Here is a 13,550-nt window from a genome sequence, read left to right as displayed (position 1 = left end):
AAGCTGTGAAGCACCATAAAACTGACTGAATTGAAAATCGTTAAGCCAAAAGGAGTTGAAAGGCCCCATGCTTAGTGAATATGATTTTGGTTTTACGTGGGCGACAGCAGCCGCTGTTTGGTTTACTTTGTTCCATATGTTCACCTCAATTTCAGACATAAAAAACCCGCCGTAGCGGGTTGTCGTTTCTGGTTCAAATCAATTCGGCTCGAATCTGGACGCTACCTCGCCGCCGAGAACTTTTGGCATTTTGGGGAATATGCCAGCCTTGATCGTTTCTTTGATAACACCGATAACCGCTGAACAGAGTCCAGGATCGCCACCCTCAGATTTTATTGAAACAGGCATCTGCCCTTCGGGTTGCTTAATTCGTACATTGCAATACTTACCGGCGTAGGAATTGACGTCATAAAACTGAGACAAAACGGCGTTGGTATACTCACACAGCCACTTATTAACTTCTTGCTTATTGCCCTCAAAATGGTTCTCGGATTCACACTTCTGTTTAATCTGCGCGATTCTCTCCGATGCGGGCGCTGAGGCTGGTAACGGTTTGTAGTTTGTTTGGCTGTGGTCTGATTGTTTCGTTCCACAACCGGCCAACGCTATGACGAAAAAAACGCCAGCTAATTTTTTCATGTTTAATCCCAGAGTAATATTTTGCCAGTTATATCACAGCAGGCCAAAACTTGCAGCCAAGAATAACGGCGGCAGTCCCATAGGCTATTTTCAGGAAAACAGGCCGATTTAAAATAATCTATATTATACGCACTTTACTGTAGTGGCTAAGTTCAAATGTCTGCCTCTGGCATATTGAAATGTCCTAAAGTCGTTTCCGAGGGTTCCCCGCTGAGAACGCAACTGAGGACGGTTTATAGTTTGGAGTGCTTACGTTGAACAAAGTTAACCAAGCACAGGATTCGCGAAGCTGATAATGAATCCAGTGTTCATCAGTTGTAAACAGGCTTAAGTTGCACCAATGACTGACCATATAAAATAGCCCGGATATCCGGGCATTGAGTGTTACTTCAGAATGTTATAGCGGTAAAGTAGCTTGCTAAAATCCTGCCTCATGCTGATGACTAGTAGTATGTGAACTGCGCTGCCGTCAAAATCATAAAGTACGCGGTACTCGCCATCCACATCCAGTCTTTCCCGCAACAACAGCCCCCTGGCAGACAGGTAAGCGTTATAGCGGTATCTTTCCGGGTCCTGAACGATTTTTGTTATGGATTCCATCAGCAAATTATCCACCATGGTGGCCGCCTGTTGCGCCCCTGCTGTCCCACTTTTATAGGACTCAATGTCTTTAAGGCACTGCTCTGCCAGAGGCGAGATTAAGACCTGATACTTTTGAGACACTCAACACCTCATATTCAGTTTCTGGCCGCACGTAATCTCCCCAGCACATCTTCAGGAGTCATGCCCTTGCCGTCAGTAATTTCTTTTTTCGCCTGCATGGCAAGCTTAAAAAGCGCGTTAATGTTTCTTTCCTGCTCCAGCTCTTTTAATTCTGCCTGTCTTTCAGCTGCGGTCTGGATGAACAGTTCAGCAACACCATTTTTGGTAACGTACACGCCGCCTTCGAACGTTCCTGCATTGCCAAGACTGTCTCGGGCAAGTTTCTGGGACATGGTTTGTGGCATAGAGGGACCTCATACACGATTAGCAGGACAAAATGTGCCCTTAAAATTTTAAAAAGCCTCACAGAATTGCTCGGCTGAACGACACGGTGTACCACTGTTTGAAGTGGGCAACTGAGAGTATAACCTGAGTAGAACAATTGTGTACATATTTATCCACTTCTTTTGATTAAGCCCTGGGAGATGTTATGTGAAACGCCTGCAAAACCATAAGGATGTATACGGATTGCACGAATGGAGTAATAAAAACGCAGGTCAGAAGATTAGGCAGGTTGTGAAAATTCACATCAGGTTTTATCAGCTCAAGATTTGTGGCAGGTAACGGCACTGAGTTTACGGGAAATCTAATCTGCAATAAGCATTACTGGGGGAGATAATCAGAGCGCTCATTACCAGAACAGGACCCACCTCCTCACCGATTTTGCCTAAAAACAGGAGCACCGGGTGCAAGGCGAGCCTTACTGACTGCGTCGCGCTCACAGGGATTTTTTGATATCAATTCAGGTGGATGCTATGTGGAGCGTTTCAGCCTTTCACCTGCCCGTATGCGCATCCATAAAGTCAACCATAGCACCGGCATGGGCATCAACGTGCCGGATATAACGCATCACCGTTTCGGCCTTTTTCCAGGTTCCTTCCTGCATAATCTGTGCGGTACTGTATTTTTTTGTAGCCATATCGATAGCCGCTCCTACACGCGTACTGTGTCCCGACCACCCCCGGTAACGGTTTTTGTTAGGCTTAACATCTCTGCCGGGTCCCCCCTCATGCCAGGCGCGGGCAAAAATATCTTCCAGGGCTCGGGTTGAAAGCGGCCTGTCGGTGTTAATCTGCGCACGGTTGGAACGGTGAACAGGAGAAAAGATAAAAGCATCAGGCTCATGGATAAGACCAGATGCATAAAGCCATTCACTCAGCCGTTGTGAAGAAAGAGTACCCAGTCCTTTGATAAGCCCCCCGGTCATCACAATTGTTTTTGTCCAGCCGACATCCAGCACGACTCTGCCGTCTGCTGCGCGCGAAATGTCACGGACACGGAGTCGCCCAAGCTCGCTGACGCGTAACAGCGTTGCGTAAGCCACATGTAGAAAAGCGAGGTCGCGGAGTTGCTGAAGACGGGCTGAACCGGACCACACTGAATCCAGAGTAAGAAGATCAGACAGGCGAAACGGGACGGCCTGACCTGTGCGCTCGCCAGACAATACAGCGGACCGGTTAATTTTTTTCATCGCACGAAAAGCTACGGGTGAAGCACTGGGCGGAGTCAGGCCTGCGTTACGGTGTAACATACTGATAAGGGCCAGGTGCGTACCGATCGTTGAAGATGCACGTCCTTTTGCCTGCAGCCAGAAAAGGTAGTCGCGCAGGCAGCCGGGTGACATAGGCAGAAAAGTACGGCCATGCTCATTCGCCCAGGCGGCGCAGATCCGCATTACGCTGAGCAGCTGCCGCCATGTATTGTCAGAAAATGCCTCACGGTCCTGAACAAACGCCTGGAGCTGGGCTACTATGTCAGCCTGGGCTGGCAGTTGCACGTCGGATACAGGCCAATGTGGTCTGGAATTGTCCATTCTTGTTCCCGCCAGAGACAGCGCTACGTGAATTCTGAGAAAAAATGAGGGGGTAAGCCCTGCAGATTTCGCGTAGCGATGCCTGTTAATTTGCCCACCTGAGCCTGAGGGGCATGCCCTTCACGTTCCCAGTTCAGGATCCAATGATACATCGATCCTCAAACGGATCCCAGCTTCATATAAGTCCCATTATATGAAGTTAGATTCGCGAAAGGATCAAGTAGGATGTCGCTGCAGATAAGGGGGGAATTAAACCCGTGGAGATACATATAAGAGCAGGGAAAGAATACGTATCAAATTAATTGGTGAGTAGACGCTCTTACCAATTAATAAACTATTATTAAATAATTTTATTATACGCAAATACTAAAAATAAAAGTATGAGCACTAAATTGAAGAGAAAAAATGCACTTTTTTTGTAAAAAAATAATTAAAGAATTTAAAGGTTTTTATTTAAGATTAAGTAATAAAATGCATCGAAAGATAGAAAATCAAGCACTGACTGGATAATTTAATTTTAAGATCTAATTTGCAATGGATTTTATACCTATTTTAGATCTTTAACGCATTCATATTAAAATAAAAAATCAACGGCGACTATTCATGATAATCGCCACTGATTCATTATCAACCCGCGGCTAGTTGCCCTGAATAACTATCATCCTGATAATTATCTGAATCTTCTAAAGCCAAAGTAAATATTTTTTTAGAATCAACATCGGATATTCCATCAACCACACATTTCAACATTTGGTAATATTGATCGCTATTGTAAGTATCAAGTAAATAACCTACGCCATGTAATTCAGGATAAAGACCAACAATTTCATGCATATTTGCAAATAAATCTTTTGCATAGGCCGGGTTTCTAACAACCATGTCAGCTATATTCATGAGCAACTGTTTGTCATTTAAGCTCTTAGTATTAGACATGCTACCTCCGATTACTCAATGACTTTTTAATATTTTCTTTCAAAATGGCCAATTGCTCCAATGGAGAATCTAAATCTATCGTTGTGTGAGTTTCCCTCCTAAGTACCGGTTTTTCCTCACATCGACCATCAATCGACCACATTTTAACCCTCTCTACTCGTAATTCTAGCACAACTGCTCCTGTATAAGAAGTAACCTTTAGGCTTTCAGATGGCTTACCTGGTTCACTCCATAACGCAACCTCGAAACTAGGCGGATATCCTAAACCAGTGGATCTTTGAGTCATCCCCAAAGCCGTCACAGATAGAACCGATGAGCCCGGATCATCAGCCAAAACAGCAGCATATTTTCCAGGCCATCGCGGGCTAATTTGAGGGCCATCGAGTAACAAGCTTACAACGAGATTAGGACCTATAGATCTAACTGCCTGAGCCACTGGTTCTTGCCGTGCTAAATCTTCACAGATAAGTGGGCAAAGAGTTAAACCTTTGCCTGCTTTTAAAACGGTAAGTTGGCGCCTATCAACAGAAATATTTTCCCACCATTTTTTATTAGGATCTAAAGAAATGGATAGGTTGTAATTCCTCAGTTGCTCTCTATTTAAAAACCAACGATGATGTTTACTTTGTTTAATTTCGTTGAAGTTATCTCCAGTATCTGAAATGAACTTCAATAGGGCATAGTTTTCACCAATGCTATCACACTTTCCATACACACCAGATAAAATCGATGGAGACCTATCACCAAAAAGCTCGAAAAGAGTTGATGCTAATAATTCTGTCTTCTCACGCGATAATGAGCACTCTGGAAACACAATAAGATCAATATCTCCGCATCTTTTAAGTGCAGAAAAAACATATGACAAAAAGTGCTCTAATGTAAAATCATCATCGGGTTCATAATCAAAAAAATCAAAATACTCGTCCATATTATAGGCGGGAACATCAAATTTGGACGGTGTAAAAAAGCCATCTTTAATGATGAAGGGCCAGGGTATAATTAAAATGTTATATGAATCATGAGAGGCGTTAAAGGCCACTCTTTTATTCGAAACAAGTTCATATTTCACTGACGGCTTAACAAATGCTAAATTTTGACTTAGATTATTCATTGTTAAACCAGATTGTGGGGTGTTGAATTTCTGAGTGACAATTCCATTCATTAATAAGTTGTCAGCAAAATTCTCTTTATCCACTTGTATATTGCTAGGGCCACTTTTCTTATTAAACTCAATTTTTAAGGTTCTTTTAATTAGTGCCAATTCTAGAATGTCGTCGAACTTCCCATTTATACCTCTAACAAACAACCTATCAATAGCTATAATCATGATGAAGGCTGATTCGCAAAATTCTACATCATTCATTAAGTCATAGATATTGCAATCAAAGGAGGTCGGATTAAATATAATATCAATATGTTTTTTCAGCTCACCCGGGATGAATTGTGAACTCGCACCTTTTTTTTGTTGGTGCTTTAAGTAATCCACCCAAAAATCCTTTATTTCGGATGTCTTTTCTTTTTTTAATTTATCCCATTTGAAGTGCGACTGTGGTGAAACAAGGAGTCTGTACTTATCAGTATAGTCAATGACTGCGTTTAAAATTAAAAATATATTTGGAGGCCATGAAATTAATTGATTGAAATTGAGATAATTTGGTGTTGCAAGCTCACTTTCTAAAAAAAAAGAGTGATGATCTTCAATTTTGCAATCGTTGAAAAAGCCTTTTATAACATTTGAGAATTTCATATTGAGCGCCTATGAAAAAAATAGTTAATACGAGTCAAAAACTTCCCATTAAAATAATTCAAAAACAACGACACATAGCTTATCACATGCTCGATAATACCTTTAATGATTTTTATCGCACTGCTTAATTTTCTTAAACATTATTAGCTCCTAAAAACATTGATGTAATGCAGAACTGAGGGACGCATGCCATAGTCTTCATTACAAAAAAATTCATGTACCGTTGATATAATATTCTCTGACGATCCCCAATTTAGGTGGCCAAATTCATTAAATTACTATACCAGGTATTTGGTTACGCAATTTGCGATGTATATCCGTCAGGTATGCAGGATGTTGCTGCTGCGCAGGCAGGGCAATACCCGGAAGCATAAACGCGTTCACCGGATTTACTGCCTGCTTAAAATGAATTTCGTCGTAAGGGAAAGCAGCGACTGCCAGTGCGTAACCCAGCTCTACTGGCCTGAAGCGTTAAACCAGAGCTGGCCTGTCGATTTTATGCACGATGTGCTGGTATGTGGCAGACGTTTCCGGACCTCCAATGTGGCTGATAATTTTAACCCTATAGAAATCGGCCTGAATACCCTAGCTGAGCATGTCGTCCGGGTACTGGACAGGCTCGTGTTAAACCGCGGCTATCCGGATGGACAATTGACCCGAACTTGTCTTACTGACGCTGGTACAATGAACCGAAGAACATGATGCACAGCTCGCAATATTAAGCCAAGTACCCCACGCAAAATGCGTTTTTCGAACGGTCCAACCGGACATATGGTACAGAAATCCTGGATTTTTACCTGTTCAGAACACTGAACGAAGTACGGGAAATTATAGAGTGCTGGCTGATGTAATACAACAGCGAACGGCCACATGAATCTCTGAATAATCTGACACAGGAAGAATACCTGCTTATGGCTGATAAACCTAAATCTCAAAAAGTGCCTGAAACTAAAGCAGGGATACTTACACTCTGGGCATGTAGATTTTAGCCTGGCCGCTTGCCATAAGTGTGGCGGCCTGCAATTTGAAGTTAATAAATTGAATATTTTCATCATTGAAATTCTCTTCGATGATTCTGGTCTATTCAATGCTAGTCTAATTGGTCAGCCAAAAGAAAAAATATCGAATGGTTTTAATTGCGCTTTACTTGTGAAAATTTGACTATATGTATCTCAATTGGCTATCGTTCGTTTTTTTCTGTGTAATTTCGGCAGCCTGAACTGAATAATCTTAGCTAGGATTAGCTGTCCCAAATCACTTTTCCATTTCTCAGCCAGAAATGAGATTTACAGTCTTTTTGTAACCACACTGAAGGATGCAGCGTTGGAAAGTCCTTCTGATCAATCATGATTGACCAACTGGGCTTGGCTTCTTTGAGCAGTAGTAATTCAAGTCGCTTGCCACATCCGCAAGGACAGTGAAATGCCACAGCCCAATCCTCGCAGCCTTCTCGCGCCAGGACTAAATTGCGGCGTGGAAGCTTCAATGGGGGAGTGTCCCCCTCTACGATAATGACGCGCCGGGGAGGTAACAGAGCTTCTTTCAGCTTTAAAATCCAGTGGGGCCAACGCATTAATGCTCCTCCTTGTTAAAAATCGGCATGCCCATTAGCGGCTCAATTAATCCACGGCCAAGATGAGGGTTTGGCGCACACTCAAAGTCTGAAGCGCTGATGAAATCCTCTTCACTGGCTGCAAGTGAGAAAATAGTGCGAGCTCGTTTGCTATTCGGTTCATGGCGAAACGGGTATGCTCGAGCAATGAACTCCATCACGCAATCACTGGCAGCTCGCATATTGAGAGTTATCACTGAAGGAGCTTCATCGGCTATACCTTTGATATATCCTTCTGCAACTTGAGCATAAAGTTCGTAGGGGGCAACTTTTTGAAGGTACTCCCTGCGAAGTGCTTCTGGAGTATAAACACCACGATCCGCCAGTGTACTTCCGCCGGGCTTAACATAATCCAGACGGCCACATACATCTCCAATTGTTGCACCGTTTTCAGTTTGTCTGGTAGGAATGGTAACAGCCACATCAAACAATGGTTGCAGGAAAGCTGCGGCGATGCGATCGCACATCTGTCGGCCTTCGAAGCTGTCCACGCAACAGAACATTACATCAGCCATACCTGCCGAATTTATGGCTTCTCGAGTGGATATACTAGCTTTAACTGTTACCATCTCAATGTCATTACGATATGCAGAGAGCGCAGCCGCCATGCTGGTAACTTTGGCTACGGCATTGCTCGCATCTTTGGTCGTGGAATTAAGAATACGGTTGAGGTTTTTAAATTCAATTTCGTCAAAGTCGATAAGAATAAGCCGCCCGATCCCGAGACGAGCCAATTGCTCAGCGACGACTGACCCTGTACCTGATACCCCTACGACACAAGCGGTAAGATAGCGTAGATCTTTACCCATTTGTGATGAAAAGGCCATGGGGCGCGGCTGGAGTCCGTCATATTCAGTAAGCCGCCATAATTTCAGATCGTCACCAGCACAATGTACTGAGTCAACGGTGATAATTTCCAGCTGGCTGTTATAAAACCGCGCGTGAATTGCTCCGTCGGAAGTCATAATGGCCGAGCCATGAAGAACGTCTGACCGTTCGCTGGCTTCGAATAAAGCCGGTAAGGTTTCACGATCGCTGCCATTATCCATATCAGAAAATACCAATGTCCCTCTAGGATGAGAGTGCATGAGTAGTATGGATAAATTGTGCTGCTCAGCCATATCAATGGCATCTTCAATAGAGGCGCCAGGCCAACTGATGAAATCGTGGGTGCGTATACGGCATGTCGAATGATCAACCAGCAGTATGTCTTTGACGACATAGCGAGATACAGAACTTTGTGCGCACAGGATAATGGCTGCGGCCTCCAGGCCGTCCCCAGGGAAAAGATGCTGATGTAGCGTTTTGTGATGGTTCTCACTCAGAGCAAGTCTGACGCGAGAGTCATGATTTACGACTTTCATTATTCCACCTCCCGCAGAAGAGATTCTTCAACTACAGCCAGATGGGTCGTAACACTATCCGTTTGTGGATTCCAGCGTGTAGCCCCATTAAGATGGCGACTCCACCGCTGATAGGCATTACCGAGAATCGTTTCCTGACATTCAGTCTGACGAATAATTTGCCCATTGGTAAGAGTAAGCGCAGGGTAAACATAGAACATATCTAACTGAGCATCTGGATACAGGGTAGGGATTTCAACGGCTAAATTGATTTGCTCGTGGTTGTAACCCCCGGGTAGGGGGTAGCCATGAATAATCAGCCAGCGACGAGTTCCTGCGAGACGAGTTTCCCAATCATAGTTCTGCTGATTAAGGTATGTGCTGTCCTTCTCAAGTAACGAGAAATCTTGGGAAAAAGTGACAACCGCTTCGCCATTATTGATTTCTGCAGGGGTAAGGCGCAGTTTTTCAATGCCGGGTTTTCTCAGATCTATAACGTCATCCATAGCAATAGTCTGCTTTGGCTCACCCTTAACCTTAAGCACTAAAATCCAGCTCTTATCAGGATTAAAACCTGCAGCTTTGAGGGCATCCCTGGCAATGATTGTTGGCTGCTCAGAGTTGACTATGACCCCTTGGACATTGAGCTGCCAGCATTTTTGGCGGGTGTACAGTTTCTCCAGGCCAGGTTCATCAAGATTAACGCTTTGCCCTTCCTCAAGAAGCTCATCTGGCCGGTTCTGATGTTCAAGCCAGATAGAGTAGTTATCGGGGATTTTTCCAATTTTACGCAGCACATTTTCCCGAATGTGAGATTGTCCCCATGGAAAACGCTGACCATTTAGTGATGCATAAAAAAGACGATCACTCTCGAAGAAAATGAATTGCTCAATGCCCTGATTGTATACATCGACTTGATCTTCAAGGTTAACCTCAGTGAGTACGCCTTTTTCATCAACCATCAGAAGCATGTATTGTTCAGCAGGATTTTTTCCTGCAGCCGTTAAAATCTGGCGCCCGGTTGGCACAGGATCGGTAATTTCGATAGCAGTACCATGCCAGTCAGGGTCAAGTACTTCGATAAGGTAATGATGAGCGGGGCGCAACGGGCGTCCTTCTCGTCGGGAAAGAGCAATATCTTCGTGCTCAACGAACGCTTGTGATGGTGAGTTTGAATTGTTCATATTGAGTAATCCTCTTGATGGCTAACCGCACCATGCGGTTTCAGAGCCGTTCAGAGGGTTAATCGATACGAATTCACCAACCGGAAAGCTAAATCACTTATTTTTTTTCAGAATCATCAATAGGAATTTTGCCACACACAAAAAAGTTCGGGCATCGCGGACAAACCCGGCTGTCCGGACTTGCGGGGAAAAAGCCACGACTTATCGATGTTATAGCTGTTTGAGCTTTATCGAGGCGTGCTTTTTGCTTACGGGTACTCACTGTTACGATCTCTTGTGTTTCTCCGGCCAGGTGTACGGCCTGCACCCGGAAATCCTTACCATAATGACGCCCTGCTGCCTCTAACAGGAGCGTATATTCAATACGGTCAAATTCATCACTACCCTTTTTACCGGTTTTAATACGGCGGACACAATGGGTTCCATCCTCATTTAGTGTTACCTCGTCGGGTAAAACAATGATCGTTCCTTCAGGGTATGACAGTTGCAGTACTTCTGGTTTTACCAGCTTAAGCCCCTGACGGGTCTCTATAAGATATTGGACCAGACGCTGACCTATGCGCAGATAATCATCTGCGTAACTATGGTCCACAGGTCCACTCTTGAGCCACGACTCTCTAAACCGGGCCTCCAGTTCCTTCATATCAGGCGAAGAGTCGCTATGATGGTGTTTGAGCCAGTCTAAAATCTCGTAGATGGCAGTATGCATTTTCAAAAAACCGCTCTCACTTCGTTTTCCTGCTAACGAAAGCATGTGGGTGTAGAGAAAACGTCTTGGACACCTGTCGTACAAACTAATCTGTCTGTCCGTCAGCGACAATGCTCCTTTGGCCGGCGTCAGAACCTCAGATTCAGATAGTTGGAGCTGTTTCCGGGGCGGGTTTTTTCGGGTAATAAGGGAAGAAGCTATACGATCGATAAAAATTGAACGATTTCGCTTATTACCGTTAGCCTGAACTGATGACGCGTAGAGAACCAAGTTGTCTTTGGCTCGCGATGTGGCTACGAAGAATTTGCACTCTTCTTCTTCATCATGGCCTGCCTTCGTTGCTTCAAGCCCGGTCATACCCTGGGAACCGTTAATCAATCCATCCGGTGGGGGACAGCGAGGTGACCGATTAGATCCAGGTAAACCGCCAGCGATCAGACCTGGAAGGTGGACGACCTTAAACTCCAGGCCTTTACTGGCGTGTATTGTCATCAGTCGTACCCCGTCAATCTCCTGGGCTGACTGCGGCAACTGCCTGATTTCACGATCCTCGGATAACAATACAATACGTCGAATTCTTGATAACAGCCGATCAATTGGAAAACCTGTCCCTTTGATGGGGGTTCGGGAAAAATTAAGAAGTTGCCAGATAGCAATTCCTTTCATTTGGCTTTGTAGATCACCTGCCTGGTATATTTTTTTTGCCCAACCCATGTGATCGATGACTAGGCTCATTAAAACTGACCAAGGAGCATCGTATGGTTGGAATTCTCCAATAATTCGTGAAAGGCGCATAAGTGAGTCAGCTGAACGCTCGCCAGCCACGCAGTCTTCGTCTGTTAATGACATCCAGTCTTGAGGAGGACAGTCGACTTCACGAAGGCGGTTCTGAATTGTGAGGACATCACCTAGATCTATCTTATAGCCAGGTATTGTCGCTGCGCGAATTAGGCCTGAAGCCCGTCTGTCGGTGACTAAAGATAATAATGAAAGTAAGTCTTTTATTTCATCGCGTTCAAATACGCTTCCCAAATACAAAATGGGGATGCCCAGCTTTTCAAGATGGGCGGCAATTTCACTCAGACGATTATTAGACGTGCAGAGTATAGCTTGATCTTTATATTCCATACCTGCTATACGGCTGTCTTCAATTGCTCCCGCAATCAATGATATTTCGTCATCTACAGTCGTCGCTAATCTTAGTTCAGGATGATTCCCCAGATTGCCACGATTAGCTCTGAGCTTAAGTGGCAATGCACCTTCCGAAGCTTTCATGTCTTCTGAGAAGAGACGATATAGCTCGACAATTTCGCCGCCGGAACGATAATTAGTATCCAGTTTTTTGATTGTTGCACCATCGAAGTCAGAGGCGAATCGCCCCATGTTGGTCGATGATGCTCCTCTGAAGCGGTAGATAGATTGTCTGGCGTCTCCGACAACCCAAAGTCGCTTGCTATCACCAGATATCGCTTTAAGTAAACGGACAGAAGCCCGGTTTACATCCTGATATTCGTCAACAAGAATATGTTGGTGGCGTAGTGAAAGCGAACGTCTGACCTCAGCATCTTCTTCTACCAGTTTCACTGGAAGAGAGACTAAATCGCCAAAATCAATACTGTCCCTTTGCTTCAGTAATGCTTCGTATGCCTGATACAGGAGCGCAACATCCAGACATTTCTCTGCTTGTATTTTTTGAGTTTCATCTGTAGCTGCAGACAGCATTGCTTCAGCCAGCGCTGTGTACTCAGTGGCATCGATCACCTCATCCTTGGCCCGTGAGATGGCTGATAGCATATCGCTCAGATCTAATGCAGGGTCGTACAAATTCCGGAAATGCTTAATGTCCAGCGATGCAAGCTCGTCTTCAAGGAGGTCTATTGCTTCATCGCGTGATATCAGTGCTGGTTTTTCAGACAAGCCAAGGCGATCGTGAAAGCGATGAACGATATCTAACCCAAAAGAATGGAACGTGCCAATCCATAATGTAGTGATTGCTTTAGGATGTTTAGATGAAATGCGTTCTCGTAATTCACCGGCAGCTTTATTGGAAAATGTCAGTATCAGGATTGCTCCTGGGTCAACCCCTTCTTCAAGCAACGATTCAACACGATGCACTAATGTTCGGGTTTTCCCAGTGCCAGGGCCGGCTTGAAGCAGAAACGGGCTACCGCGATGTATTGCAGCAAGTTGTTGCGACTTATCAAAATCAACCGGGCTGACGGGGTTCGAATGGGCATTAGATTCTGATTTACAGAGCGGGAGTAAAAGCGCATCAACTAATTGTTGCTGGACAACATTCAAAGGGGCTTGGTATTTATCTGCAATATCGTGCGAAGACATGTGCTCATCGACGTGCATGCTCCTCATTAGATAGCGGGGAAGTAATAGCTCGCGAGCAAATAAGTCCATTATTATTTCCCGCCGCTCATGACTCCCATAATCGACGACACTTTCAATGCTTGTGGCAGGGCCCTCAGAAGCCCGGTCATGTTCGGTGTTGTTGGTCAGGCTATCTTCTTCTGAGCCTTCGAGTTCTAAGTGACCAATTTCATGTGCGATTAGGAATGCTTTTTCAAAGCTGCTGCCCACATCCTCGTAAAGGATGACTCTGGCTTGACTGTCAAAGAGAGCCCTGGCACCGTTAAGCTGAGGGTCTCCACCGGGAATAGCATAAACCTCAACATCTCGTAGCTCGGCTTCATTAAGGACATAACCAAGCAGGTCGCATAGATTGCAGCCCCGTTTTGCCGCTGCTTGGTGAAGACTTTCAGCCGTTTGTCGGGCTGCTTCAATAGCATCCATTCTGCA

At 44.7% G+C, this 13,550-nt stretch carries 10 protein-coding genes and 1 pseudogene; 1 reads left to right on the top strand and 10 read right to left on the bottom strand.

Annotation, left to right across the window (positions count from 1 at the left end):
• Positions 1–198: 198 nt before the first annotated feature.
• The 6 genes from GKC68_RS13290 to GKC68_RS13265 all read right to left on the bottom strand — a co-directional run bounded on the left by GKC68_RS13290 (position 199) and on the right by GKC68_RS13265 (position 5,894).
• The gene (locus tag GKC68_RS13290; protein ID WP_342656247.1) at positions 199–639 is read right to left on the bottom strand and encodes a cell envelope integrity TolA C-terminal domain-containing protein; all 441 of its coding nucleotides are present in this window, start codon (positions 637–639) and stop codon (positions 199–201) included.
• A gap of 384 nt (positions 640–1,023) precedes the next feature.
• Entirely contained in the window at positions 1,024–1,362 is a 339-nt protein-coding gene (locus tag GKC68_RS13285) for a type II toxin-antitoxin system RelE/ParE family toxin (protein WP_342656246.1), read from the bottom strand.
• Positions 1,363–1,376: 14 nt separating this feature from the next.
• Complete coding sequence (locus tag GKC68_RS13280; protein ID WP_342656245.1) at positions 1,377–1,646, bottom strand: hypothetical protein; 270 nt, start codon at positions 1,644–1,646, stop codon at positions 1,377–1,379.
• A gap of 530 nt (positions 1,647–2,176) precedes the next feature.
• Positions 2,177–3,214, bottom strand: a complete 1,038-nt coding sequence (locus tag GKC68_RS13275) for a tyrosine-type recombinase/integrase (RefSeq protein WP_342656244.1) — start codon at positions 3,212–3,214, stop codon at positions 2,177–2,179.
• 627 nt (positions 3,215–3,841) lie between these two features.
• Positions 3,842–4,147, bottom strand: a complete 306-nt coding sequence (locus GKC68_RS13270; protein WP_145033316.1) for a hypothetical protein — start codon at positions 4,145–4,147, stop codon at positions 3,842–3,844.
• A gap of 1 nt (position 4,148) precedes the next feature.
• Positions 4,149–5,894 carry a hypothetical protein gene (locus tag GKC68_RS13265; RefSeq protein ID WP_145033319.1) on the bottom strand — a complete coding sequence of 582 codons (1,746 nt, stop codon included), beginning with the start codon at positions 5,892–5,894 and terminating at the stop codon, positions 4,149–4,151.
• Positions 5,895–6,182: 288 nt separating this feature from the next.
• Here GKC68_RS13265 and GKC68_RS13260 point away from each other — a divergent pair.
• Positions 6,183–6,883, top strand: a pseudogene (locus GKC68_RS13260) (integrase core domain-containing protein); the annotation flags it as partial.
• Between the two features lie 251 nt (positions 6,884–7,134).
• Here GKC68_RS13260 and GKC68_RS13255 read toward each other — a convergent pair.
• From GKC68_RS13255 to GKC68_RS13240, 4 genes are all read right to left on the bottom strand, one after another.
• A complete protein-coding gene (locus GKC68_RS13255; RefSeq protein WP_145033322.1) occupies positions 7,135–7,467 on the bottom strand; it encodes a DUF6527 family protein in 333 nt (110 codons plus the stop codon).
• On the bottom strand, positions 7,467–8,870 hold the full coding sequence (locus tag GKC68_RS13250; RefSeq protein ID WP_145033324.1) for a ThiF family adenylyltransferase: 1,404 nt from the start codon (positions 8,868–8,870) through the stop codon (positions 7,467–7,469). Before GKC68_RS13250 ends, GKC68_RS13255 begins: the two co-directional genes overlap by 1 nt.
• On the bottom strand, positions 8,870–10,033 hold the full coding sequence (locus GKC68_RS13245) for a multiubiquitin domain-containing protein (protein WP_342656243.1): 1,164 nt from the start codon (positions 10,031–10,033) through the stop codon (positions 8,870–8,872). Before GKC68_RS13245 ends, GKC68_RS13250 begins: the two co-directional genes overlap by 1 nt.
• Positions 10,034–10,130: 97 nt before the next feature.
• Complete coding sequence (locus GKC68_RS13240; RefSeq protein WP_145033330.1) at positions 10,131–13,544, bottom strand: UvrD-helicase domain-containing protein; 3,414 nt, start codon at positions 13,542–13,544, stop codon at positions 10,131–10,133.
• Positions 13,545–13,550 lie beyond the last annotated feature (6 nt).

This window comes from Pantoea sp. RSPAM1 (assembly GCF_038816185.1).
GTDB lineage: Bacteria > Pseudomonadota > Gammaproteobacteria > Enterobacterales > Enterobacteriaceae > Pantoea > Pantoea ananatis.
Note: the sequence above shows the minus strand (reverse complement) of the source record. Positions and strands in the feature narration are given on the sequence as shown.

Bases quoted from the DNA above. Each gene is read 5' to 3' on its own strand.
- GKC68_RS13290 (WP_342656247.1), bottom strand. From the start codon at position 639: ATGAAAAAATTAGCTGGCGTTTTTTTCGTCATAGCGTTGGCCGGTTGT.
- GKC68_RS13280 (WP_342656245.1), bottom strand. From the start codon at position 1,646: ATGCCACAAACCATGTCCCAGAAACTTGCCCGAGACAGTCTTGGCAAT.
- GKC68_RS13275 (WP_342656244.1), bottom strand. From the start codon at position 3,214: ATGGACAATTCCAGACCACATTGGCCTGTATCCGACGTGCAACTGCCA.
- GKC68_RS13270 (WP_145033316.1), bottom strand. From the start codon at position 4,147: ATGTCTAATACTAAGAGCTTAAATGACAAACAGTTGCTCATGAATATA.
- GKC68_RS13265 (WP_145033319.1), bottom strand. From the start codon at position 5,894: ATGAAATTCTCAAATGTTATAAAAGGCTTTTTCAACGATTGCAAAATT.
- GKC68_RS13255 (WP_145033322.1), bottom strand. From the start codon at position 7,467: ATGCGTTGGCCCCACTGGATTTTAAAGCTGAAAGAAGCTCTGTTACCT.
- GKC68_RS13250 (WP_145033324.1), bottom strand. From the start codon at position 8,870: ATGAAAGTCGTAAATCATGACTCTCGCGTCAGACTTGCTCTGAGTGAG.
- GKC68_RS13245 (WP_342656243.1), bottom strand. From the start codon at position 10,033: ATGAACAATTCAAACTCACCATCACAAGCGTTCGTTGAGCACGAAGAT.
- GKC68_RS13240 (WP_145033330.1), bottom strand. From the start codon at position 13,544: ATGGATGCTATTGAAGCAGCCCGACAAACGGCTGAAAGTCTTCACCAA.